Source organism: Bradyrhizobium sp. WBOS08 (assembly GCF_024585125.1).
In the GTDB taxonomy this organism is placed as follows: domain Bacteria; phylum Pseudomonadota; class Alphaproteobacteria; order Rhizobiales; family Xanthobacteraceae; genus Bradyrhizobium; species Bradyrhizobium japonicum_B.
Map to the genome: position 1 here is coordinate 1775075 of NZ_CP028988.1, position 23976 is coordinate 1799050.

23 protein-coding genes are annotated in these 23976 nt (G+C 66.0%); 8 read left to right on the forward strand and 15 right to left on the reverse strand.

All coding sequences use genetic code 11. The features are described 5' to 3' along the window. Window positions 1-114 precede the first annotated feature (114 nt). From DCM80_RS08600 to DCM80_RS08615, 4 genes are all read right to left on the reverse strand, one after another. The gene (locus tag DCM80_RS08600; protein WP_257196580.1) at window positions 115-948 is read right to left on the reverse strand and encodes an outer membrane protein; all 834 of its coding nucleotides are present in this window, start codon (window positions 946-948) and stop codon (window positions 115-117) included. 237 nt (window positions 949-1185) lie between these two features. Beyond that, on the reverse strand, window positions 1186-2433 hold the full coding sequence (locus tag DCM80_RS08605; RefSeq protein WP_257196581.1) for an MFS transporter: 1248 nt from the start codon (window positions 2431-2433) through the stop codon (window positions 1186-1188). Between the two features lie 361 nt (window positions 2434-2794). After that, window positions 2795-4138 carry a phosphoglucosamine mutase gene (glmM, locus tag DCM80_RS08610; RefSeq protein WP_257196582.1) on the reverse strand — a complete coding sequence of 448 codons (1344 nt, stop codon included), beginning with the start codon at window positions 4136-4138 and terminating at the stop codon, window positions 2795-2797. A 221-nt stretch (window positions 4139-4359) separates the two neighbouring features. Next, window positions 4360-4527, reverse strand: coding sequence for a hypothetical protein (locus tag DCM80_RS08615; RefSeq protein ID WP_257196583.1), 168 nt, complete (start codon window positions 4525-4527; stop codon window positions 4360-4362). Between the two features lie 108 nt (window positions 4528-4635). Between DCM80_RS08615 and DCM80_RS08620 the strand changes: the two genes are divergently transcribed. Continuing rightward, the gene (locus tag DCM80_RS08620; protein WP_257196584.1) at window positions 4636-5772 is read left to right on the forward strand and encodes an alpha-hydroxy acid oxidase; all 1137 of its coding nucleotides are present in this window, start codon (window positions 4636-4638) and stop codon (window positions 5770-5772) included. A gap of 114 nt (window positions 5773-5886) precedes the next feature. On the opposite strand, the gene DCM80_RS08625 is transcribed toward DCM80_RS08620, so the two are convergent. The 7 genes from DCM80_RS08625 to DCM80_RS08655 form a co-directional block, all read right to left on the reverse strand. Further along, complete coding sequence (locus DCM80_RS08625; RefSeq protein ID WP_257196585.1) at window positions 5887-6513, reverse strand: hypothetical protein; 627 nt, start codon at window positions 6511-6513, stop codon at window positions 5887-5889. A 56-nt stretch (window positions 6514-6569) separates the two neighbouring features. Then, a complete protein-coding gene (locus DCM80_RS08630; RefSeq protein WP_257196586.1) occupies window positions 6570-7409 on the reverse strand; it encodes a shikimate dehydrogenase in 840 nt (279 codons plus the stop codon). A gap of 114 nt (window positions 7410-7523) precedes the next feature. After that, on the reverse strand, window positions 7524-9266 hold the full coding sequence (locus DCM80_RS08635; protein ID WP_257196587.1) for a SulP family inorganic anion transporter: 1743 nt from the start codon (window positions 9264-9266) through the stop codon (window positions 7524-7526). Window positions 9267-9374: 108 nt separating this feature from the next. Beyond that, the gene (locus tag DCM80_RS08640) at window positions 9375-9647 is read right to left on the reverse strand and encodes a helix-turn-helix domain-containing protein (RefSeq protein ID WP_028134433.1); all 273 of its coding nucleotides are present in this window, start codon (window positions 9645-9647) and stop codon (window positions 9375-9377) included. A 328-nt stretch (window positions 9648-9975) separates the two neighbouring features. After that, window positions 9976-12024, reverse strand: a complete 2049-nt coding sequence (locus DCM80_RS08645) for an elongation factor G (protein ID WP_257196588.1) — start codon at window positions 12022-12024, stop codon at window positions 9976-9978. 315 nt (window positions 12025-12339) lie between these two features. Then, on the reverse strand, window positions 12340-12819 hold the full coding sequence (locus tag DCM80_RS08650) for a DUF992 domain-containing protein (RefSeq protein WP_257176538.1): 480 nt from the start codon (window positions 12817-12819) through the stop codon (window positions 12340-12342). A 291-nt stretch (window positions 12820-13110) separates the two neighbouring features. After that, entirely contained in the window at window positions 13111-14313 is a 1203-nt protein-coding gene (locus DCM80_RS08655) for a pyridoxal phosphate-dependent aminotransferase (protein ID WP_257196589.1), read from the reverse strand. A 601-nt stretch (window positions 14314-14914) separates the two neighbouring features. Between DCM80_RS08655 and DCM80_RS08660 the strand changes: the two genes are divergently transcribed. The 6 genes from DCM80_RS08660 to DCM80_RS08685 all read left to right on the forward strand — a co-directional run bounded on the left by DCM80_RS08660 (window position 14915) and on the right by DCM80_RS08685 (window position 18799). Beyond that, window positions 14915-15565, forward strand: coding sequence for a glutathione S-transferase family protein (locus tag DCM80_RS08660; RefSeq protein WP_257196590.1), 651 nt, complete (start codon window positions 14915-14917; stop codon window positions 15563-15565). 160 nt (window positions 15566-15725) lie between these two features. After that, window positions 15726-15902, forward strand: coding sequence for a hypothetical protein (locus tag DCM80_RS08665; RefSeq protein WP_164718788.1), 177 nt, complete (start codon window positions 15726-15728; stop codon window positions 15900-15902). 85 nt (window positions 15903-15987) lie between these two features. Then, window positions 15988-16149: a hypothetical protein gene (locus tag DCM80_RS08670; RefSeq protein ID WP_257180935.1), complete on the forward strand. Its 162-nt coding sequence runs from the start codon at window positions 15988-15990 to the stop codon at window positions 16147-16149. Between the two features lie 126 nt (window positions 16150-16275). After that, window positions 16276-17085 carry a PAS-domain containing protein gene (locus DCM80_RS08675; RefSeq protein ID WP_257196591.1) on the forward strand — a complete coding sequence of 270 codons (810 nt, stop codon included), beginning with the start codon at window positions 16276-16278 and terminating at the stop codon, window positions 17083-17085. Window positions 17086-17156: 71 nt separating this feature from the next. Next, window positions 17157-17612, forward strand: coding sequence for a GNAT family N-acetyltransferase (locus DCM80_RS08680; RefSeq protein ID WP_257196592.1), 456 nt, complete (start codon window positions 17157-17159; stop codon window positions 17610-17612). A 245-nt stretch (window positions 17613-17857) separates the two neighbouring features. Continuing rightward, window positions 17858-18799, forward strand: a complete 942-nt coding sequence (locus tag DCM80_RS08685; protein WP_028134426.1) for an aldo/keto reductase — start codon at window positions 17858-17860, stop codon at window positions 18797-18799. Between the two features lie 13 nt (window positions 18800-18812). On the opposite strand, the gene DCM80_RS08690 is transcribed toward DCM80_RS08685, so the two are convergent. The 3 genes from DCM80_RS08690 to DCM80_RS08700 form a co-directional block, all read right to left on the reverse strand. After that, window positions 18813-19133, reverse strand: a complete 321-nt coding sequence (locus tag DCM80_RS08690; RefSeq protein ID WP_257196593.1) for an antibiotic biosynthesis monooxygenase — start codon at window positions 19131-19133, stop codon at window positions 18813-18815. A gap of 168 nt (window positions 19134-19301) precedes the next feature. Continuing rightward, window positions 19302-20519 carry a DUF1501 domain-containing protein gene (locus DCM80_RS08695; protein ID WP_257196594.1) on the reverse strand — a complete coding sequence of 406 codons (1218 nt, stop codon included), beginning with the start codon at window positions 20517-20519 and terminating at the stop codon, window positions 19302-19304. Window positions 20520-20521: 2 nt separating this feature from the next. Then, the gene (locus DCM80_RS08700) at window positions 20522-21934 is read right to left on the reverse strand and encodes a DUF1800 family protein (protein ID WP_257196595.1); all 1413 of its coding nucleotides are present in this window, start codon (window positions 21932-21934) and stop codon (window positions 20522-20524) included. Between the two features lie 114 nt (window positions 21935-22048). Between DCM80_RS08700 and DCM80_RS08705 the strand changes: the two genes are divergently transcribed. Continuing rightward, window positions 22049-22246 (forward strand): hypothetical protein, encoded by a 198-nt coding sequence (locus tag DCM80_RS08705; protein ID WP_257196596.1) that lies wholly within the window; start codon window positions 22049-22051, stop codon window positions 22244-22246. Window positions 22247-22638: 392 nt separating this feature from the next. Here the strand turns inward: DCM80_RS08705 and DCM80_RS08710 are convergent, their stop codons facing one another. Then, entirely contained in the window at window positions 22639-23973 is a 1335-nt protein-coding gene (locus DCM80_RS08710; protein WP_257176225.1) for an HlyD family type I secretion periplasmic adaptor subunit, read from the reverse strand. Window positions 23974-23976 lie beyond the last annotated feature (3 nt).

Below are 23976 nucleotides of genomic sequence, written 5' to 3' on the forward strand. Positions count from 1 at the left end.
GGAGGCCTTGGTCGGAGCCCGCCATGAAAAATGCACACAGCAAAGCGGCGCGGGATGATCCCGCGCCGTTAAGAGAGCTTAACCGATGAGGCTTGTCAGCGAGAAGGCTTGCGATCAGCCCTTGGTGACGAGCGGCGGCGGCGCGTAGACCGGCGGGCTGTTGAGATCCCAGCGCACACCGAGCTTGACGTCGTGCGAGGTGATGTCCTTGATCTTGATCGAGGTCGGGCCGGAGGCGCTGTTGTCGAACAAGCGATAATTGCCGGGCGCGCCGTCGCCGAGGTTCATGTAGCTGTAGGCCAGTTCGACCGTGAAGCCGGGATTGACCTTGTAGGCCAGACCGGCGTGAGCGGCCCAGGCCAGGTTCCACTTTCCGTGGTCGCCAAAGTAGGCGACGCTGTTGGACAGCACGCCGCCGGAATACGAGACGCCGTCGTCGCGGAAGCCGCTGATCTTGTTATAGGAGCCGCCGACACCGGCGCCGATGAACGGGGTGATGCACCACCAGGTGCCGAGATCGACATAGGCGTTGGCCATGACGACCCACTCGGACTTGCTGCCGCTGTAATTGTTGACGCCGACGAAGCCGGGTCCGACGACATTGTCGCTGCCGTGCAGAGTGGCCTTGCCGCGATACTGGCCGATCAAATCGGCGCGGAACCAGCTGTTGAAGCGATAACCGGCGCCGAGACCGAACAGCGGCGAGGAATCGAAACCGAGGCCTTCCGTCGTCTTCGAATACCCGGCCGGCAGGGCGCTCTCGATGCGCTTGGCGCTCTGGTTGGTCATGCCGATGTCGCCGCGCAGATACCAGCCGCCGAAGTCGGCGGGCGGAGCCGGCGGCGCATACATGGGAGGGGGCGCCGCGATCGGCATGTCCGCCGCGAAAGCCACCGACGAGATCAGGGTTGCCGCACCCGCGGCAAGGAGAGACTTAACGCTACGCATTGGCTTCGTCCTTTTGGCCGGTGAGGCAAACACGCAGGCCTCACGTTCTGGAAACTCACGGAGCGGACGATGCCAGCAAATGTTTAAGCGCCACTTAACCCTAATTTTTAAGGTTGATTTTTTCTCTACTCTCGCGCGCACGGCGCCTGAGCGTTCCAGGAATGCCGCATCGAGTGCGGCGGCTCGAGCGCAATTGCTAACGATCGGTGAAGGTGCGCTGCAGCGGGAGAGGAAGCGTTAACGCGTGTGCCGCGGCAGCTTGGGCAAGAACACCGCAAGCAGGCCGATCGCCGGCAGATAGGCGCAGACCTGGTAGACGAACTCGATCGAGGTGCGATCGGCGAGTTCGCCGAGCACGGCGGCTCCGAGGCCCCCGATGCCGAAGGCGACGCCGAAGAACACGCCGGAGATCATGCCGAAACGATGCGGCACCAGCTCTTGCGCGAACACGATGATCGACGACGTCGTCGAGGAGATGATCAGGCCGATGACGATGCTGAGCACCGCGCTGCCAACGAGCCCGGCATAGGGCAGCGCCAGCGTGAACGGCAGCGCGCCGAGGATCGAGATCCAGATCACGATCTTGCGGCCGAAGCGATCGCCGAGCGGGCCACCGAGAAACGCGCCGACCGCGTTCGCCGCCAGGAAGATGAACAGGTAGATCTGCGCGGCCTGCGTCGACACGCCGAAGCGGTCGATCAGATAGAAGATGTAGTAGCTCGACAGGCTCGAGACGTAGAGCTGTTTCGAGAACAGCAGCGCCACCAGCACGAGCAGCGCGACGGCGACGCGGCGCGAGTTCGGCGCGTCGGGATGGGCTTGAACCGCCGCCGTGTTCTTCGCCTTGATCTGCGGCGCGTACCAGCGCCCGATGCGCCACAGGATGAGGATGGCGAGGAACGCGATCGAGGAGAACCAGGCGATGCTGCCCTGCCCGAACGGCACCACGATCAGCGCCGCCAGCACCGGCCCCATCGAGGTGCCGAAGCTGCCGCCGAGCTGGAACACCGATTGCGCAAAGCCGTAGCGGCCGCCGGAGGCGAGCCGCGCGATGCGCGCGGACTCCGGGTGAAACACCGCCGAGCCGAGGCCAACCAGCGCGGCGGCAACGAGGATGACGAGATATTGCTGCGCGGCGCTGAGCAACAGCAGGCCGAAGAAGGTCGAGGCCATGCCGATCGCCAGCGAGTAAGGCTGCGCCTTCTTGTCGGTGTAGTGCCCGACCACGGGCTGCAGCAGCGAGGCCGTGAACTGAAAGGCCAGCGTGATCATGCCGATCTGCGCGAAATCGAGCGCGTAGGTGTCCTTCAGGATCGGATACACCGAGGCGATCAGCGACTGCATGGTGTCGTTGAGGAAGTGCGAGAAGCTGATGCCGGCGAGCACGATATAAGCCGGCCCCGCCGCCTTGGCGGCGGGTGCCACGTCAGCGACGACGACGGGCTCGGTCAGCGTTTCCTCTGAGACGACGACAGGCTTGTTCAATGCAGCGATCCCGGCGCGGCGAACCGCCGCGACTTCGTAGGTACGATGCTGGCGGCGGCCGAACCACCGCCAATCGCAAATGGCTGGGATGCATGGGTTCTACCCTCCCCTGGAGGGCAGGGCTATCGCATATGAGTTTTCGGAAGTGCCTGAGCAAGCGCCTCGTCCTTCGAGACGACCGCTTCGCGGTCTCCTCAGGATGAGGCTAAGTGGCACCGCGCTCGCTGAAGCTGTTGCCGCGCAAATGGTCCTCATCCTGAGGGCCCGCCGGAGGCGGGCGTCTCGAAGGATGGCCGCAGACGAGTTTCCCGCCGCGTTCCCTTATATGCGATTGCCCTGCCTTGGGAGGGGGAGAACGACCTTACGCCGCGGCCTGGCCCAGCGCGGAGACGATGGTGTCGACGACGTCCTCGACCAGGATGCGGTCCTCGCCCTCGCCCATGACGCGGATCACCGGCTCGGTGCCGGAGGAGCGGATCAGGAGGCGGCCGTGGCCGTTGAGCCGCTTCTCGCCGTCGGAGATCGCCGACTTGACGTCGGAATCGTCGAGCGGCTTGCCGCCCTTGTGGCGGACGTTCTTGAGGATCTGCGGCAGCGGATCGAAGCGATGGCAGACCTCGGACACGGGACGGCGCAGCTTCTGCACCACCGCCAGCACTTGCAATGCGGCCACGAAGCCGTCGCCGGTGGTGGCGTAGTCGGACAGGATGATGTGGCCGGACTGCTCGCCGCCGAGATTGTAGCCGCCGCTCAGCATCTGCTCGAGCACGTAGCGGTCGCCGACGGGCGTGCGCACGAGATCGAGCCCCTGCCCGTTCAGGAAGCGCTCGAGCCCGAGATTGGACATCACGGTGGCGACGATGCCCGGCCGCGACAGCCGGCCGTCCTCCTTCCAGCTCTGCGCGATCACCGCGAGCAGCTGGTCGCCGTCGACGACGTGGCCGCGCTCGTCGACCAGGATGACGCGATCGGCATCGCCGTCGAGCGCGATGCCGATGTCGGCGCGCATCTCGCGCACCTTCTTCGACAGCGCTTCCGGCGAGGTCGAGCCGCAATCCTTGTTGATGTTGAAGCCGTCGGGCTCGACACCGATCGGCACGACGTCGGCGCCCAGCTCCCACAGCGCTTCGGGCACCACTTTGTAGGCGGCGCCGTTGGCGCAATCGATCACGACGCGCAGGCCGTCGAGCGAGAGGTCGCGCGGCAGCGTCCGCTTGGCGAATTCGATGTAGCGGTCGTGCACGCCGTCGATACGGCGGGCGCGGCCCAAGCTTGCGCTCTGCGCAAGCCTCTTCTCGATGGGCTCGTCGAGCAGCTGCTCGATCTGCCGCTCGACGTCGTCGGAGAGCTTGAAGCCCTGCGGGCCGAACAGCTTGATGCCGTTGTCCTCGAACAGATTGTGCGACGCCGAGATCATGACGCCGAGATCGGCGCGCATCGACTTGGTCAGCATCGCGACCGCCGGCGTCGGCATCGGGCCGACCAGCAGCACGTCCATGCCGACCGAGGTGAAGCCAGCGACCATCGCGTATTCGATCATGTAACCGGAGAGGCGGGTGTCCTTGCCGATCACGACACGGTGGCGGTGGTCACCGCGCTGAAACGCAAGGCCTGCGGCCTGGCCGACCTTGAGGGCGAGCTCCGGCGTGATCAGTCCGTTGGCGCGGCCCCGAATCCCGTCCGTCCCGAAATATTTGCGGCTCATATCGTCCCCCAACGCAACGATCAGGGAGTCCCCTCGACAAATACGGGCTGCCCGAGCAGGCCCCGCATCCCTGATTTGCTGGGGTCTTATAAGCCTTGCGCGGCTAACTTGGCTTCAAAAAATATGATGAATCATTACGGAACCAAGCCCGCCGCGATTCCGATAACGTCTTGTTAACGCTTCATTTCCCGCGATCCTGCTGGAATCAGGCGGAACCGGCGCTAGGTGCTGCGCTTGACGTGGCCGTCCTGCCGGCTCGGCGCCGGCTGGGTGACGTTGACGGGATCGGAGCCCGGAAAGGTCTCTTCCAGCCCCTCCTCCAGCGCTTCCTCGAGATCATGCTTTTCCTTGATCTCCTCCGGTGAAGGTCCGGCGTGCGGTTTGGTCATGGCGGCCTCCTGCAAAACCTCGCGCAAACGATTTGGCTGTGCATCCAACCATGCTAGATGACCTCGAAATCTTCTGATGCAAGACGCTTGAGGGCCGGGGAAACGAGCATGAAGCATATCACCTGTATCGACGATCTTCGCGCCCTGCATAAGCGCCGCGTGCCGAAGGCGTTCTTCGACTATTGCGACCGCGGCTCCTATGCCGAGGAGACGCTGCGCGCCAACCGCGAGGACATGCAGGCGATCAAGTTCCGCCAGCGTATCCTGGTCGACGTCTCCAGGCGCGACACCTCGACCACGATCCTGGGCGAGCCCTCGACCATGCCGCTGATGCTCGCGCCCGTCGGCCTGCTCGGCATGCAGCACGGCGACGGCGAGATCCACGCCTGCCGCGCCGCGCAGGCCGCCGGTATCCCGTTCACGCAGTCGACCATGTCGATCTGCTCGATCGAGGACATCGCCGCCAGCGTCGAGAAGCCGTTCTGGTTCCAGCTCTACGTGATGAAGGACCGCGGCTTCATCAAGGAATTGATCCAGCGCGCGATCGCGGCCAAGTGCAGCGCGCTGGTGCTGACCGTGGACCTGCAGGTGATCGGCCAGCGCCACGCCGACATCAAGAACGGCATGACGGTGCCCCCCGAATGGTCGCTGTCGAAGCTGCTGGATTTCGCCAGCAAGCCCAGCTGGGTCTCCGGCGTGCTGCAGGGCAAGCGCCGCACCTTCGGCAACATCGCAGGCCACGTGAAGAACACCGAGGATCTCAACCGCCTGGCCGAATGGACCGCCTCGCAGTTCGACACGTCCTTGAGCTGGAAGGACGTCGAGTGGGTCCGCAGCATCTGGCCGGGCAAGCTGATCATCAAGGGCATCCTCGACGTCGAGGACGCCGAGGAAGCCGCCAAGACCGGTGCGCAGGCCCTCGTCGTGTCCAACCATGGCGGCCGTCAGCTCGACGGCGCGCCGTCCTCGATCGAGGTGCTGCCCGAGATCGCGGATGCGGTCGGCGACAAGATGGAGATCATGTTCGACGGCGGCATCCGCTCCGGCCAGGATGTGATGCGCGCGCTCGCACTCGGCGCCAAATCCTGCATGATCGGCCGCGCCTATGCCTACGGCCTCGGTGCCGGCGGCCAGGCCGGCGTCGCCAAGGCGATCGACATCATCCAGAAGGAGCTGCTCACCACCATGGGCCTGTGCGGCGTCAACCGGATCGACGAGATCGACGATCATATCATCGCGATGTGAGCGCGCAGGCGCCGCAGGGTGGGCAAAGCGCAGCGTGCCCACCACCTTTCGCCGAACGAGAAAAGACGTGGGTACGGCGCTTGCGCGCCTTTGCCCACTCTACGATTGTCCCCCTCACATCGGCGGCGTCAGGCCGTCGCGACCGACGCTGACGCGGTTGGTCTCGAACGAGCCATCCGGCAGTTGCTTGATGAAGGCGATGACCTTGGCACCCGGCTTCAACTCGGATCTGTCGCTCGGCACGAAGGTCACGACCGGCGTGTTGTCGGCGACGAACACCTTCTTCTCGCCGTCCTTGTACTTGACCCGCAGCGTATGACCGTCATTGCCGACGACGCTTTCGGCCACCGTCGCATTGGTCATGCTGGAATTCGGCTTGAGATCCCAGGGCCGCGAGCCTTCGCCGGTGCCGCGCATGCTCTCCGGAAACACGTGAACCTCGACCGCGTTCTGGCTGCCTTCGGGCCCCGGCACGGTGGTCGCGCCGATGAACGAACCCGGCTTGATGTCGGCGAGTGAAATCCTGGTAATCCCCGATACGTTCACGTCGGAAGCAAGGCGGAGCTTCACTTCCTCGCCGCTGCGTGACTTGACCTGCAGGGTATCGTTGCTGACGCTTTCGATGGTGCCGCGCACGCGCGTCGGCACCGGCGCCCTCTGGGCGAAGGCGCAGTAAGTCGATATGGCCACCATCGCGACGGCGATCAGCGGACGGGTGAAAGTTGCACGTTGCACAGACATGACGGTCTCCGATTGCCCCCACGGAAGGAGAACTCCGAAGCACCTGCGCTATTCTCTCAAGTCTTTGTGAGATCGGCCTCGACCAACGCGCGCAGCTCGGCCGTGACCTCGGGCCGGCGGCCGAACCACAATTCGAAGCCGCGCACCGCCTGATGCAGCAGCATGCCGAGTCCGTCGGCGGTCCTCAGGCCGCGCGCTGCTGCGGCAGCGAGCAACGGCGTCAGCAGCGGGACATAGACGAGGTCGGCAACGACGGCCGCCTGCGGCAGGCTCGCGACATCGACATCGAGTGACGGCTGGCCATGCATGCCGAGCGACGTCGTGTTCACGAGAAGTTTTGCGCGCGGCAGCACGTCGTCGAGACCATCCCATGTCACAGCATGCACGTTGGGCCCGAACTGCTCTGACAGCGCCTCGGCCCGCGCGACGGTGCGATTGGCAAGATGCACGCGCTTGATGCCGCGTTCGAGCAGCCCGAACACGACCGCACGCGAGGAACCGCCGGCGCCCAGCACCAGCGCCTCCTCGGCCGCGTCCCAACCGGGCGCACTGGCGTCGAGATTGCCGATGAAGCCTTCGACATCGGTATTGGTCGCGTGCAGCTCGCCATCGGCAAACCACAGCGTGTTGGCCGCGCCCACGGCCTTGGCGCGGGCGTCGGGCGTCGACAGCGCCAGCACGCTCTCCTTGTGCGGGATGGTGACGTTGGCGCCGACGAAGCCGCGCAGCGACAGCCGCAGCACGAAATCGCGCAAGTCCTCGGGCGGAACCGCCTCGATGACGTAGCCGCCTTCGATGCCCAGCGTGCGCAGCCAGTAATGATGGATCAGCGGCGAGCGCGAATGCGCGGCCGGCCATCCGATCAGACAGGCTGCAGGCGTTCTGGGCGCGGTCATCTTTCCCTCGGGGTCGTGCTTCCGAGGCGATCCATTTCGCGTCGCGCCCGCTCTGTCAAGCGCACGGGCGCCACAGCGCCGGTCAGGCCGGCCGGGCGCGGGAAAGGCGTGCCGTCAGCTCGCGGCAGTCTCCTCGCTTGCGCCGCCCTTGATGTCGGCGATCGCGCGCTCGAGGCTCTGGCGATAGCGCGCGCGCGGCGGCGTCACGCCATGGGTGAGCAGCGCGCGGCGGACGGCCGGCGAAGCCCCCGTGATGAACAGCTTTATGCCCTCACGGTGCGCCTTGGCGGCGACGCGGCCGAGCACATTGGCCGCCGTCGAATCCAGGAACGGCACCGCGGCGAAGTCGACCACGAAGGCCTTGCGCTTGTCGGCGACGGCGTCGAGCACGCTTCCGATGGCCGAGGCTGCGCCGAAGAAGAACGCACCGGTGATGCGATAGACCAGCACGTCGCGATCGACCGCAAGCGCGGGATCGTAGGGAACGCGGTCGCCGTTGCCGTCGTCGGGACGGTCGGCGACGGCCAGCGGCGAGCGCTCCTCGATGCCTGCCATCTCCGCCATGCGATGGATGAACAGCACCGCGCCGAGCACGAAGCCGACCAGGATGCCTTCGGTCAGGTCGCGGAAGATCGTCAGCAGGAAAGTCGCGAGCAGCACCACGGCATCGCCCCATGACGAGCGCAGCAAGGTGCCGAACTCGTGCTTCTCCGCCATGGTCCAGGCCACCACGACCAGCACCGAGGCGAGCGCGGCGAGCGGGATGTAGCTCGCGAGCGGCGCCGCAATCAGCATGAACAGCAGCAGGAAGACCGCATGCAGCATCCCCGCGAGCGGCCCGCGGGCGCCGGCGCGGATGTTGGTGGCGGTGCGCGCGATCAGACCGGTGACGCAGATGCCGCCGAACAGCGCCGAGCCGATATTGGCCGCGCCTTGCGCCACCAGCTCGCAATTGGAGCGGTGACGGCGCCCGGTCATGCCGTCGGCGACCACCGCAGACAGCAGCGATTCGATCGCGGCCAGCAGCGCGAACGCGATCGCGTCCGGCAGCACGGCGGTCGCCTTCGCAAGCGAGAACGCGGGCAAGGCCGGCGAGGGCAATTCGCGCGGAATGCCGCCGAAGCGCGAGCCGATAGTCTCGACCGGCAGCGAAAACACCGCACACGCGACGGCCGCGAACACGACCGCGATCAGGATACCGGGCCAGGACGGCCGCCAGATCCGCAAGGCCGCGATAATGGCGATGCTGACGACAGCGACCGCGACCGCGGATGGATTGAGGGTATCGAGGCTGCCGGCGAGCGCGAGCAGCTTGGGCACGAATTCGCTGGGCTCTTTGCCCGCGAGCGTGATCCCTGCGAGATCGCGGAGCTGGCTGGCGAAGATGATCACGGCGATGCCGGCGGTGAAACCGACCGTCACCGGATAGGGAATGAACTTGATGTAGGTGCCGATCCGCAACATCCCCGCGGCGATCAGGAACAGGCCCGCCATCATGGTGGCGAGGATGACGCCGTCGACGCCATGGCGCTCCGCGGTCGCGGCGACCAAGACGATGAACGCGCCGGCGGGACCGCCGATCTGGAACCGGCTGCCGCCCAGCAGCGAGGCGATGAAGCCGCCGACCACGGCAGTGTAAAGGCCGCGGTCCGGCGTCACGCCCGAGGCGATCGCGATCGCCATCGACAGCGGCAGCGCCACGATCGCAACGGTCAGGCCGGCGAAGACGTCGGCGCGGAAATCCTCGAGGCCGTAGCCTTCACGCCAGACGGTGACGAGCTTCGGCAGATACAGTTCGGCAAAGGTCGGCTGACGCGGCTGGTGCAGCCGGCCCGCGTGATCACTCGTGATGCTCATCTCGGCAAATTGCTCCGCTGCCCCCCGATGCTCCCAAGCATCGTGCGTCCCGTGTTGCGACCGATGCGCCAGCCCATCCTGATCCCGAGCGCGATCAACGCGCCCCGATCATGCTCCGACACGGCGTGGCGGTCCGGGCTCCCTCAGGCGAACGCCACGCCCGCCGCCGTCGCTGCGGACCTGCTCGCCGATCAGCTCGACACCGGCCCGCTCGAACGCCTCGACCACCTTGATCAGGGTCTCGACCACGCCACGCACATTGCCGGTCGAAGCCTCCATCCGCTGGATGGTCGGCAATGACACACCGGCAAGCTCGGCCAGGGTTTTCTGGTCAATGCCGAGCAGCGCGCGGGCTGCCCGCATCTGGAATGACGTGATCACCTCGACCTCACTTACCAGAACCCATAAATAATATTTAGAACATATACAATGATATAAAATACATCATTTGGCGGCAAGCGCAAGTGGCTGCCTGTCTGTCTCCTCCGGTATTGCGAGGAGCTCTGGCGACGAAGCAATCCAAGCTGTTTCCGCCGAGACAGCCTGGATAGTTTCGCTTCGCACGCAATGACGGTGGTTTGGGCGCCGGCGCGGCCTGAATGACAGGCGCACCCCCCACACCACGCGCCCTCCCCGTTAGAACGGGGAGAGGCGTGAGAGAGAGCGGTGCCTCCCTTACTGCGCGCCCCTTACGAGGCGAGGGACAGCTTCACGCCGCGTGCTGATGCGCGGCGATGATCTGGTCGGCGGCGCGGCCGGTGACTTCGGCCATGTGGTCGAACTGGCGCGTGAAGCTGCCGGCGCCGGCAGTGGCCGAGCGCAGCTCCACGATCAGCTCGCCGATCTCGGCTTCCGGCATCATGGCGCGGACGCAGTCCCAGCCGCTCCAGCCCTCGCGGGTGTCGAAGCCGAGGATCTGGCCGCGCCGCGCCGACAGGATCGCGTTGATCCTGGCGGTGGCCTCGGTCGGGCATACGATCTCGACCACGTGGATCGGCTCCAGCAGCACCGGCTGGCATTGCGGCAGGCCTTCGTTGAGCCCGATCCGCGCCGCCGTGCGGAAGGCGAGATCGGAGCTGTCGACGCTGTGATAGGAGCCGTCGGTCAGCGTCACCTCCACGTCGGTGACGGGGAAGCCGAGCGGACCGCGCGCCAATCCGTCGACGACGCCTTCTTCGACCGCCGGGATGTAGTTGCGCGGCACGGCGCCGCCCACCACCTTCTCGGCGAACTTGAAGCCGTTGCCGCGCGGCAGCGGCTTGATGTCGAGCACGACGTCGCCGAACTGGCCGTGGCCGCCGGACTGCTTCTTGTGCCGCCCGCGCTGAGTGATCGGCTTGCGGATGGTCTCCTGGTAGCCGATCGCGGGCGGATGCGAGGTGACCTTGACACCGAAGCGGTCGCGCAGCCGCTCGCCGGCGACGCGCAAATGCATTTCGCCCTGCCCCCACAAGACGGTGTCGTGGGTCTGGGCATTCTGCACGACGACCAGGGAGGGATCCTCCTCGTGCAGCCGCGCCATCGCCTGGCCGAGCTTGACGTCGTCCTTGCGATCGGCCGCCGCGATCGAAATCGCGAGCACCGGGGGCGTCGGCTCGATCGTGATCAATGCCGCGGGCGGCGTCTTGCCGTTCGAGATCGTGTCGCCGGTCTTGATCGGATCGAGCTTGGCAAGCGCCACCGTGTCGCCGGCCTCTGCCGCGGCGCGCTTGGTGTCGTAGGCGCCGTTGACGGCGAGGATGCCTGAGATCCGCCCCGCACCTCCGGAGGACGATTGCAGCGTCGCGCCGTCGTCGAGGTGGCCGGCGAGCAGCCGCGTCAGCGACAGCTTTCCGCCATGCTGCGAATGCAGCGTCTTGAACACATAGCCGAGCGCGTCCTTGCTCTCGGGCACGCCGAGGCGTTTTGCGGTCTGTGCGATGCCGGGCGCTTCGTGACGCAGCGCCTTCATCAGGCGCAGCACGCCGTTCTCGCGCGCGGCGGCGCCCAGCAGCACCGGACAGATCAGCCCGTCGCGCAATTCGCGGGCGAGGTCGTCGAACACCGCATCGCGCGGCGGCTGGATGTCTTCGAGCAATTGCTCCATCAGCGCATCGTCGTGATCGGCGAGCTTCTCCAGCATCGAGAAGCGGGCTTCCTTCTCGCGATCGAGATCGCCGCCTTCGAGCGCGACCACCTCGGAGGCCTTGTGCTCGCGATAGATGAAGGCGCGCTCCAGCGCGAGGTCGACGAAGCCCTCGATCAGCTCGTCCTTCCAGATCGGGATCTGGCGCAGCACCAGCGGCACGCGGGAGGCGGGCTGCAGCATCGCGAGCGTCTCGCGGATGCGCTGGCTGGCGCGGTCGATCTTGTTGAGGAACAGGAAACGCGGGATCTTCAGCTCCTCCAGCTCGCGCAGGATGATCTGAAGCTGCGGCAGCTTCTTCTCGTCGGCCTCGCAGACCACGATGGCGGCGTCGACCGCGGGCAGCGCGGCGCGCATGTCGTGGGCGAACTCGACGGAACCGGGGCAATCGAGGAAGGTGTAGCTGTCGCCCATGAAATTCGTGGTGGCGGCAGTCAGCCCGACGGTCATCTTGTGATGACGGGCCTCCGGCGTGGCATCGCCGACGGAGGTGCCGGCATCGACGCTGCCGGCGCGCGGGATTGCGCCCGTTCGCGCCAGGATCGCTTCGAGAAGTGTGGTCTTACCGCTTTGGAAAGGGCCCACCAGCGCGATGCACCGTGGACCTCGGGGACTTCTGACGTCTTGTCCCATTTCGCCGCCTCCTTGATGTGGAGCTCGGCCCGTGATTGGGTCGGCAAACGCAGATGCTCTGCCCCTCCCCGAGATTTGGCAAGCATCAAACGTCGCTGCGGTGCGTCGTCAGTTCGATCAAGTCTTATAATTCCAAAAGCCGTCGGCGCCGTGTTCCACCTCTCCCGAAGGGAGAGGTCGGATTGCATCGAAGATGCAATCCGGGTGAGGGGTTACAGTCTCACCGAACGCTGCGGCCCCCCCCCCGGATTGCTGCGCAATCCGACCTCTCCCCGCTGGGGAGAGGTGACGAGAGGGCCTCGCCCGCAATATGCTTTAACGGCCCGGACGGAGTTCCAGGCTCTCGAGGCCGGCGGCGATGTTGAACCCGACCTGGCCCTGCACGCTGAGCGGCTGGAGCGCGATCGAATTGTTGGAGCCGCCGACCAGCACGTTGCCGCCGAGACCGACGCCGACCGAGGCGCTGCCCTGCGCGCCCACATAATTGCCGGAGAGGTCGCCGGGGCCGAGCCGGTCGACCGGTGCGAACACGCCCCACGCGAGCGCAGTCTCCTGGGTGATGCCGATGTCGAGGCCGACCTTGCGGATCGTCGCGACGTAGCGGTCATCGGGCAAGCCGTCGGCGCGCAGCACGCAGCCGAGATGAGTCACCGATCCCACGATGAAGCCGACGCTGGCACCGCCGCGGCATTCCAGTACGCCCACCCGCGCCATCCGCTGCTGCGCGCTGGTATTTGCGACGGAGGCAACGAGGCCGGCAGCGATGAGGCCGGCGAAGAGAAACGAACGGCGCATGAATATCTCCCGCGATGATGTGATGCGAGCAGAGAGAGCGCCCCACCCGTGTTGCGCGATGGTCTATGCCACAACAGCCGCGGCCGTGCCAGATCGCACGCCGCAAATCGGTGCGCGGTCTTGCCTTCTCCCCTTGTGGGAGAAGGTGGCGCGAAGCGCCGGATGAGGGGTTGTCTCCGCGAAACGCTGTCGCGAGAGAATCACACGCCGAGAGAACCCCTCACCCGTCTCGCCGCTTCGCGGCGATCCACCACAAGGGGAGAGGGGTTCACCTCACTTGCCGCAACAGTCTCAGCGCAGATTGCCGCAGAAGCGTTGGATGCGCTTGCAGGCGTCTTCGAGGTCCGAGGTCTTGGTCGCATAGGAGATGCGGAATGCAGGTCCGAGGCCGAAGGCCGAGCCCTGCACCACCGCGACGCCTTCGGTCTCGAGCAGCTCGGTGACGAAGTCCTCGTCATTGCCGATCACCTTGCCCGACGGCGCGGTCTTGCCGATCGTGCCAGCGCAGGACGGATAGACGTAGAAGGCGCCCTCGGGACGCGGGCACTCGATCCCCTTGGCCTGGTTGAGCATGGAGACGACGAGGTCGCGCCGCTCCTTGAACACCTTGTTGTTGGCGGGGATGAAGTCCTGCGGACCGTTCAGAGCTTCCACCGCTGCCCACTGGGCAATCGAGGACGGGTTCGAGGTCGATTGCGACTGGATCGTTGCCATCGCCTTGATCAGTTGCGCCGGACCGCCGGCATAGCCGATGCGCCAGCCGGTCATGCAATAGGCCTTCGACACGCCGTTCACGGTGAGCGTGCGGTCGTAGAGTTTCGGCTCGACCTGCGCGACCGTGGTGAACTGGAAGTCGTCATAGACGAGGTGCTCGTACATGTCGTCGGTCATCACCCAGACATGCGGATGCTTCACCAGCACGTCGGTGAGCGCCTTCAGCTCCGAACGCGTGTAGGCCGCGCCGGTCGGGTTCGAGGGCGAGCACAGGATCACCCATTTGGTCTTCGGCGTGATGGCGCGCTCGAGCGCCTCGGCCTGCAGCTTGAAACCGGTCGCGGCGGTGCAGACCACGGGCACCGGCTCACCGCCGGCGAGCGCCACCATCTCGGGATAGCTGACCCAATACGGCGCGGGAATGATCACCTCGTCGCCCGGATTGATGGTGGCCATCAATGCGTTGTAGAGCACCTGCTTGCCGCCGGTGCCGACGATGATCTGGTTCGGCTTGTAGGTGACGCCGTTCTCGCGCTGAAACTTGGCGATGATCGCCTCCTTCAGCTCGGGAATGCCGTCGACCGCGGTGTACTTGGTCTTGCCGGCTTCGATGGCGTGGATCGCCGCCAGCTTGATGTTGGCGGGCGTGTCGAAGTCGGGCTCGCCGGCCCCCAGGCCGATGACGTTGCGGCCCGCCGCTTTCAGCGCGCGTGCTTTATCCGTGACCGCGATGGTCGCGGACGGCTTCACACGGTCGAGCGCAGCGGCAAGGAAGGACATCGTCATCTCCTGACAAGCGTCGTGAAACCTTTCGCCTCACGACTCCGATTGTGGGAATGCAGCCACCCTAAAACGTGAGCCGCTGCACCGCAAGAAACTTCGGCCCGATCCCGAGAAAGTTTACGGATCTGGAGCGGGTCGAGGCAGCATTCCCGCAATTTTCCGCAAACCTGCCGCGCAAACCCCTCATATCCGGCAAGGCTTGTCCTCGGAGCAATTTCAGGCCGTTCGCGATCGAGCAGACGGCCCATGCCTGGGCTCGCCATCGTCGCTGGAGCTTGGCTGGCTCGACACCAAGTGCCGAGCGCGACCTCGGCGTAACGGGTCAGTGCCGGCCAATACGATGTGAAGTTTCAGCGCCTCGTAACTGCCGCTCAGCCATTCACACAAGTGCGCGCGAGGATATGTCCCCGCGTTGACGCAAGCGTGAACTGATTTGCATGGCCACGCGGAAATGATCTTCCGCTGCATTGCAATGCGGTAGGGTTTTCGAATTTTTCTATTGGCTGACCCTTGCGGCGGATTCGCATCGGCATCATTGTTTAGCCGCGCTCAGGGGCAACGAGCGCCGCGTCTCCCGTCTTCGGAATCGAACTCCAGAATGTACAAGCTCTATTCGATGCAACGCTCCGGCAACAGCTACAAGGTCCGCCTTGCGCTGGCGCTGCTCAATCTGCCCTACGAAGCGATCGAGGTGGACATTCTGCGCGGCGAGAGCCGCACGCCGGACTTTCTGAGCAAGAACCCGTCAGGACAGGTGCCGCTGCTCGAGGTCGGCGATGACCGTTATCTCGCCGAGTCCAACGCCATCCTCTGGTACGTCGCCGTTGGCACTCCGCTGGCGCCCGAGAATCGCATCGACCGCGCCGAGGCGCTGCAATGGATGTTCTTCGAGCAGCACGCGCTCGAGCCGAACATCGGTGCCGCCTATTTCTGGCTGTCGCTGGTCAAGGGCGGCCGCGACCTGCAGACCCATTCGCTGGAAGACTGGATGGAGCGCGGCTATGGCGCGCTCCAGGTGATGGAGAATCACCTGAAGACCAACGCCTATTTCGCCGCGCGCCAACTCACGGTCGCCGACATCGCGCTGTACGGCTACACCCACCTGGCCGACCGCTGCGACTTCGATCTTTCAACCTTTCCGGCAATCCGGGACTGGCTGAAGCGGGTGGAATCCGCGCCCGGCTTCGTGTCGATGGACTGGCGACCGGCCGACGTGGACGACCCCGCCAGCATTGCCGCCAGCGCATGACCTGCCCCGCCCCGCTGCCCTGGGGAATAGCGGGCATAAAGGTATTATTTGCCGCATTCCGGCCATTTTCAGTAGGATAGCCGCCGCAATGTTGCCGGCTCGAGCTGGGAAATTGTGGAACGTTGCGGGTGATTCGCTCGCGCGTTGAAGGATTTAGACCATGACACGGGCGTCCGGCACGGCCGGCTTTCAGGGCCATCCCGCTACCGTCGCGTCTTCCCGGCTGACCAACGCGGTTGCGGCCTCGCTCGCCGTCGCCGCACTCTCGCTGTGCCTGATCGTCACCCTGACGGTGCTGTCGACCAAGGCGACCATGGCGATGGGCCTGCCGGTCTGATTCCCGTTTCATCCCGGTCCTGTCTTCAAGGCGCCGCATGCCCCGCGCCGGCCGGCATCGCGACAGGACCTCGATGAAATCACCTGTGGTAGTCGTTGCAATCACCTTGACTGCGGCCATCCTGGTCGCGGCGTCATTGTTGATCGTCGTCGGTACGCGCAAGGCGCCGGGGACGTCGACGCTGAATGCGCCTGCGCTGCAACAGCCGCTCAAGCACACGCAGCTCAAGCACACGCACTTGGCTTAAAATCATCCGAAAGCCTTAGGCTTGCGAGCAAGCGCGCCCTAAGCACACTGCACGAATCCGCATCGCAACAGCGCAACGATCAGTCAGACTTGCGGTCTTACCTCCGTCGTGAGGGCGAGACTGTCCATGCGGTTCGGATGGCGTGCGATCTCCGGTCCGGTGCTGACGGCAGCAACCCTGCTGCTGGCGATGCCGTTCGATCGCTTGATCCCCCCGCCCACGCCGGCGCCGCTGCTCGTCGGTATCGTAGCGCTCGCCGGCGCATTGTCGGGTCTCGGCTCCGCCGTCACCAGCGCAGCCATCGCGGTGTCCGGTGCAACGCTGCTCGTGATCGGCCGCCACGGCGTTTCCGCCTCCATCGCCGATCTGGTCCAGCTCGCCCTCCTGGCCGTCACCGCTGCCGGCACCGCCGGCATCACCGGCCTGATGCGCCAGCGGCTGCTCGGCACGTTCGCGGCCGAGCGCCGAAGCCACGCCACCGCCGTGCGGCTGTCGGCCGCGCTCGACCAGGTCGATATCGGCATCGTGCTGCTCGATGCCGAGACACGCGCCGAGTTCATCAACCGCGCGTTCCGCGATTATTTCGCCTTGCCGGACCAGATCGCCGACGGCAAGCCGCCCTTCATCGCGCTGATGTATCACGGCCGCGACACCGGTGCGTTCGAGCTGCCCGAAGACGAGCTCGGCACGTTCATCGCGCAGCGCATGGAGATGGTGCGGACCGGCGATGCCACGCCGATCAACATCGCCCTGCGCAGCGGCGACGTGCTGCGCTTCGCCTGCACGGCGCTGCCGGACGGCGGACGGATGCTCAGCTACACCCCGGTGACCGACCTCGTGCGTCACACCGATGCGCCGTCACGCGCCGACTATTACCGCTCGCTGCGCGATCCCACCGCCCGCGGCCTGATCCGGTATCTGCGCGTCGCGGAGTGATGCAACTGCGCGATTGATCGCCGCACCGATCATCCCGTATGAAAGACGCTTCATCGATCGCGGAAATCCACATGTCCCTCACCGTTCGCTCCGTCACCAGGCAGGACTATGATCAATGGCTGCCGCTATGGGACGGCTACAACGCCTTCTACGGCCGCTCCGGCCCGACCGCGCTCGCTCCCGAGATCACGCGCATGACGTGGCAGCGCTTCTTCGATGCCTACGAGCCCGTGCATGGCCTCGTCGCCGAGAGCGACGGCAAGCTGCTCGGCATGACGAACTACCTGTTCCATCGCAGCACCACGGCGATCGAGCCGTCCTGCTATCTGCAGGATCTGTTCACGCTCGAAGCCGCGCGCGGCAAGGGCGTCGCCTCGGCCCTGATCCACGGCGTCTACGAACGCGCAAGGCTGGCGGGATCGCCACGCGTCTACTGGCAGACGCACGAGACCAACCTGACGGCACAGCGCCTGTACGACAAGGTCGCGGAGCGTTCCGGCTTCATCGTCTATCGCAAGCTGTTCTGAGCCTTGCGCGCACCCTGTGGATAACTCCAGCTGTCACCGGCGCGTAACATAGCGGGGCTACGCTGCCCCTGCGTCTGATCTGGCCCCCCGTCACCGGTCAAGCGCCCCAAAGCGGTCCCCGTCAGTCGCCGCGTCTGACCGGGGCCGCATTTTTTTTGTCCGCATGGCAGCAGCGCGGGCGGACTTCTTGCTGGTGCAGCGCACCGCGGCCAGAATGAGCGCCCTCTTCTGACAGGATCATCTCAATGGAAATTCGCAATCTCGGCGCCTCCGGCCTTCGCGTGTCTGCGGTCGGGCTTGGCTGCAACAATTTCGGCCAGCGCACCGATCTGGAGACCTCGCGCAAGGTGATCCATCGCGCCCTCGATCTCGGCATCACGCTGTTTGACACCGCCGACATCTATGCCGGCATGGGCGGCTCGGAGACGGTGCTCGGCACCGTGCTCGGCGACCGCCGCAAGGACATCGTGCTCGCCACCAAATATGCCAAACCGATGGCGACCGACGGCACCAGGCAGGGCGCCTCGCGCCGCTACATCATGGAGGCCGTGGAAGCGAGCCTGAAACGGCTGAAGACCGACTACATCGACCTCTACCAGCAGCACGATTACGATCCGCTGACGCCGATGGAGGAGACGTTGCGCGCGCTCGACGATTTGATCCGGCAGGGCAAGGTCCGCTACATCGGCAATTCCAACTTCCCGGCTTGGCGGATCGCGGAAGCCGAGTTCACCGCGCGCGCGATGAATGTCAGCCGCTTCGTCTCGTGCCAGGACGAATACAGCCTCCTGGTGCGCGACATCGAGAAGGACCTGCTGCCGGCGGCGCAGGAGTACAGGCTCGGCCTATTGCCGTTCTTCCCGCTCGCCAGTGGTCTGCTCACCGGCAAGTACCAGCGCGGCGCCGCGGCCCCCGCCGACACGCGCTTTGCCAAGGCACCGGCACTGCGCGACCGCTACGTCACGCCGCGCAACGAGGACATGGTCGAGAAGCTCCAGGCCTTCGCCAAGGCGCGCGGCCGCAGCATGCTCGAGCTCGCCTTCTCCTGGCTCGCCGCGCGCCCGCAAGTGTCGAGCGTGATCGCCGGCGCGACCCGCGTCGAGCAGATCGAGGAGAACGTCAAGGCGATCGCCTGGAAGCTCGGCGCGGACGAGATGGCCGAGATCGACAGGATCACGCTGGGTTGAAACCCGCGACCTATTACTTCGCGCCGCCCACCGTCTGTATCACCTCGAAGCCCTCGAACTGGGGATGACCGAGGTAGGCCGGCTTGGTGTCGCCGGCCCGCGCATGCGCGGCGCGAAACGCCTCCGACTTGGTCCAAGCCTCGAACGCCGCATGGTTCGCCCAGACGGTGTGCGAGGCATAGAGCGTGTGGTCCTCGGCTTCCGGCCCGCGCAGCAGATGGAATTCGACGAAGCCCGGCACCTTGTCCAGGTGCGTGTCGCGCGTGAGCCAGACCTGCTCGAAGGCGGCCTCGGAGCCCTTGACGACACGGAAGCGGTTCATGGCGATGTACATGGGGGGTGATCTCCTGGTGCTCGGCTCATCATGTCGTCATTCCGGGATGCGCCGCAAGGCGCAGGCCCGGAATCCATAATCTCGATAGGGAGTATGGATTCTCAGGTGCGCAATTGCGCACCATAGTTCGCGCCAAGAGGCGCGCCCCGGAATGACGGTGTTTGTGGGTTAGGTCACAAGCCCCTTCATCGGCCTTGCGCTTGCGCTGTCCGGAAACACCGTCTCGGCCAGCACGCGGTCGGACAGGCCGAACTGGTCCTGCAGCACGCCTTTGATCACGGAGCGCAAATCCGTGGTCGGCTTGAGGTCGCGGCCGTCGTGGAGGTTCGCAAGCTTGAGGCCCGGCCAGTCCGCGACGACGCGGCCGCCCTTCACCGCGCCGCCGGCGAGCAGCGCGATCGTGCCGGTGCCGTGATCGGTGCCGTCGGTGCCGTTGATGCGCGCGGTGCGGCCGAATTCGGTGGCGACGACGACCACGCTGTCGCGCCAGCGCTCTCCCAGGCCGCTTTCGAATTCGGCGAGCGCGCCGTCGAGCCCGCCGAGCAGAAAGGCAAGACGCCCCACAGGGCCGCCTTCATTGGCATGGGTGTCCCAGCCGTCGAAGGCGAGCGCTGCGATGCGCGGGCCGTCGTCCGCCGCCATCAGCTTGGCCGCGCCGCGCGCGACCTGGCGCATCTGCGCCACCGCATTGCCGGGCTTGCGTTTCATGTCGTCGCCGCTCGCGGCCTTGTCGAGCTGGAGGCCCTGCGACAGCGCCGTCGCCAGCGCGGGATCGCGGTGACGGTAGAGATCGACGAGGCGCATCGCGGTGTCGTCATCCGCCTGCGGCAGCGCCACCGGCGCCCATCCGACGGTCGGCGCGTTGCCACGCAGCACCAGCGGCGTGGTGGGTCCGACCGCAAGACCGCTCGATACGCGCTCGCCGCGCGGCAGCGCCTCCAGCGCGCGGTTGAGCCAGCCGGACTGCACGCGGCCCGGCCCGGCATAGCCGCTTTCGAGCACGTCCTGTCCGTCGAAATGCGAGCGATCGCGATAGGGCGTCGCCACCGCATGGATCACCGCCGCGTGGCGATCGCGATACATGCGCGAAAATTCCGGCATGGCCGGATGCAGCGCGAAGAAGGAATCGAGCGGAATCGCGGGATGGGCGCCGTCCGCGCCGAGCGCGATCGAGCCGTGCAGGCCGGCATAATCGGGATCGCCGATCGGCGCGACGGTCGAAAGCCCGTCGAGCGCCCCGCGCAGGATCACCACGATCAGCCGGGGATCGCGCCCGTCGGCCGCGCGTGCGAATTTCGGCAGGTAAGCCCAGGCCGCGAACGCGGCGCCGCCGAGCAAGAGACCGCGGCGCGAGGTGAGGAGCCGGTTCTCGACGCAGTCGATCATGATCATCTCCTCTGCATTTCCGGCGACATCAGCAGCAGCGCCAGCGCCTGCTGCCGCGACTCCGCCCGTTCGACGGTTCTGCGCGTTTCGATCGAGGCCGCATCGGCCGCCGCGAATTCGAGAAGGTCGAGCGGGTCGATATTGCTGCCGAGCCGCGCGCCGATCTGCGCGGCGATATCGAGCCTGAGCTTGATGCCTTCAGGCGCGGCCCAGGCGGCATTGGTGTCGGGAAAGCCGTTGGGGCCGGGCGGCGACCATAGCGGCTGACCGAGCAGGTTGAGGCCGTTGAGATAGCGACCCGGGTCCTCCGGCACCTGCGCGAGCAGCCGGCCGCTCGCGACCAGGAAATCGTAAGGCGAGCGCATCTTGGTCAGCGGCGCCCTCCACGCTTCATCGGCATCGACCAGCGCCATGGCAAGTGCCTTGAGATCGCCGTCGGTCTTGACGAAGACGTCGCGCAGCCGCGCGACCAGCCCCGGCGGCGGATCGTCGGCAACGAAGTGACGAGCGAACTTGCTGGCGATGAAGTTCGCGCTCGAGGGATGCCGCGCGATGTCGGCGAGCGCGGCCTCGCCCTGCGCGAGCCCCGCCGCCTCGTAGGTCTTGCCGAGCAGCACCTGCGGCCCCGGCTGGTGCGCATTGGCGTTGAACACGAAGGCGCCGGGGGGCCCGAGCTGGCCCTTTCGTCCGGCGAAGGTCCAGCCGGTGATGATGCGCGCGAGCGAGGTGACGTCGTCCTGCGTATAGCCGCCGCCGACGCCGAGCGTATGCAGCTCCATGATCTCGCGCGCGAGATTTTCGTTCAGGCCGCGCTTGCGATTCTGGCCGGCGCGCGAGTCCGGGCCGAGCGATTGCTGGTTGTCGAGGAAGAACAGCATGGCCGGATGCTGTTCCACCGCCCTCAGCATGTCGGCGAAGCGCCCGAGCACGTGCGGCCTGATCGCCTCGCGCTCGAACGCGCCCGCCCAGATTCGCGCCAGCTCGCCCTTGCTCGCCGAGATGCAGAAATGGTTGGACCAGAACACGACGAGCCGTTCGGTGAAGCCGCACTCTGCCAGCGTCGCGCGCTGCAACCGCGCCAGCGCTTCAGCGCGGAAGGTCTTTTGAATGACGTTGAGCGGCTGCGGCGCAGGCTTCTGTTCGGTCGGCGCCGGCATGTCGGCGGACGCGGCGGTCTTTGCCGCCTCGCGCGCCTGCTTGACCTGATCCTGATAGGCGAAGACGGCCTGCCCCAGCTGCGGCGTCGATTGCAGACCGGGCGCCTCCAGCAGCACGCCGCTCGGCCGCGCGAGCTCCGCCTTCACGAAGCCGCGCGGATCCGAGCTTGCGTTGATCAGATCGCCCGAGGCGCCGCCGCGGGCACCGAAGCCGAAACGGTTGAGCGCAACGAGCGCGGCTTGCGAATCGCGGGCCATCGATTTGTCCTTCGCGTGCCGGGAGCCGCTTTCCGAGTCCGCGCGCGACGCCTAATATACCGCAACGACGCATGAACCCGACATGAAAATCACGGCGAAGCTTCGGCGCAAATCATGACAAATCCGAAAGAATCCTCACCGCCGAAACCGCGCCGGCTCGTCTGCTCACGCTGCGGCACCGAGTTTGGTTGCGATCTCTCGGGCAATTGCTGGTGCGCGGAAGAGGTTGCGAAACTACCGATGCCGGTCGCCGGCGAGGATTGCCTGTGCCGGGAGTGCCTGCGCAAAGCGGCGGCAACGGCAGTATCGTAGAGCCTGTGAGCCATTTGGGCATTTGACATCAAAGTGGGGTGAGCGCCGGTCCCGTTGATGTCAGGACATCGGTATCGGATGTCGGGTATGGCTGTGCTGCCTATGCTTTTGCGAGCCGGTGTGGGGCGCGGTTCCTACGTCGGTGCTCAAGGCACAGGTGGGCAAGGCTGCTCCCGGCGGATCGGCCCGCACGGCCAGTCTACTCCAAAAGGCCGTCTCGAACCTCTCAAGGGTACAGGGTGGGCAAAGCGAAGCGTGCCCACCATATGCTCGTTACGTGAAAGGTGGTGGGCACGGCGCTTTGCGCCTTTGCCCACCCTACGAGATCAAGCGTGCCGCACGAGATCCCGGACGCGCGTCAAGCGCGCTCCGGGATTACGTGCTTTCGCGCGTCACTTCTCCCTGAACGCGCGCATCAGCTGGTCGTGCAGCGGCTTCATCAGATAGGACAGCATGGTGCGGTCGCCGGTCTGGACGAAGGCTTCCACCGGCATGCCGGGAATCATCTTGACGTCGCCGAGACGGGCGATCTCTTCCGCCGGCATCGAGACGCGGATGGTGTAGTAGCTCTGCCCGGTGCGCTGGTCGGTGGTTACGTCGGGCGAGACGCGGCTGACGAGGCCGTTGAGCTCGGGCGTGGTGCGCTGGTTGAACGCGGAGAGGCGCAGCAGCGTCTTCTGGCCGATCTGGAGCTTGTCGATGTCGACCGGATTGACCTTGGCCTCGACCTGGAGGTCGTCGGTCTGCGGCACGATCAGCATGAGAGCATCGCCGGCGGTGACGACGCCCCCGACCGTGTGCACGTTGGATTGCAGCACCATGCCGTCCTGTGGCGCGCGGATGTCGATGCGGCGAAGCTGGTCTTCGGCGGCGACCTTGCGCTCGATCAGCTCGCCGATCTTGTCGTTGGTCTCGCGCAGATCCTTGGAGACTTCGCTGACCACGTCCTTGTCGACCTGGATGATCTGCAGCTCGGTCTCGGTGATCTTGCCCTTGGCCTGGGCGCGCGCGGCGATGTACTGCGCGCGCTCGCCGTTGAGACGCGCCGAGTCGCGTTCGAGCTGGGTCAGGCGCGAAAGCTGCACCAGACGCTTGTCGTAGAGATCGCGCACGCCGGTGAGCTCGTTCTGCACCAGCGCGATCTCCTGATCCTTGGCCTTCTCCTGGGCGCTGAGACCGGCGATCTCCTCGTTGAGCTGGGTGATGCGCTCGCGCAGCTGCGCCTTCTGTCCGGCACGGCCGTTGACGCGGACGTCGAACAGCTTGGTTTCGGCGGAGAGCAGCAGCTTGACGTCGGGATCGCCAGCGCGGTCAAGCAGGGTTTGCGGAAATTCGATCCTGTCGACTCCGCGCTGCTCGGCCTGCAACCGGGCCGCGCGCGCCTGCGCGGCGTCGAGATTCTTGGTGACGATGGCAAGGTTGGCCCTGGTGACGGTGTCGTCGAGCCGCACCACGATGTCGCCGGCCTTGACCAGGTCGCCGTCGCGGGCGCGCACCTCGCCGACCACGCCGCCGGTCGGATGCTGCACCTTCTTAACGTTGGATTCGACCACGATCTGGCCCGGCGCGATCAGCGCGCCCGAGATCAGCACCGTCGACGCCCAGCCGCCGAGACCGACGACCAGCACCAGCACGATGCCGAGTCCGAGCAGCAGGTGAAACTTGATCGAGTCCCGGACGGTGTTCTTCGCGGCAGGCTTCGGGCCGCCGATGGCCATCGTGCTCATGGC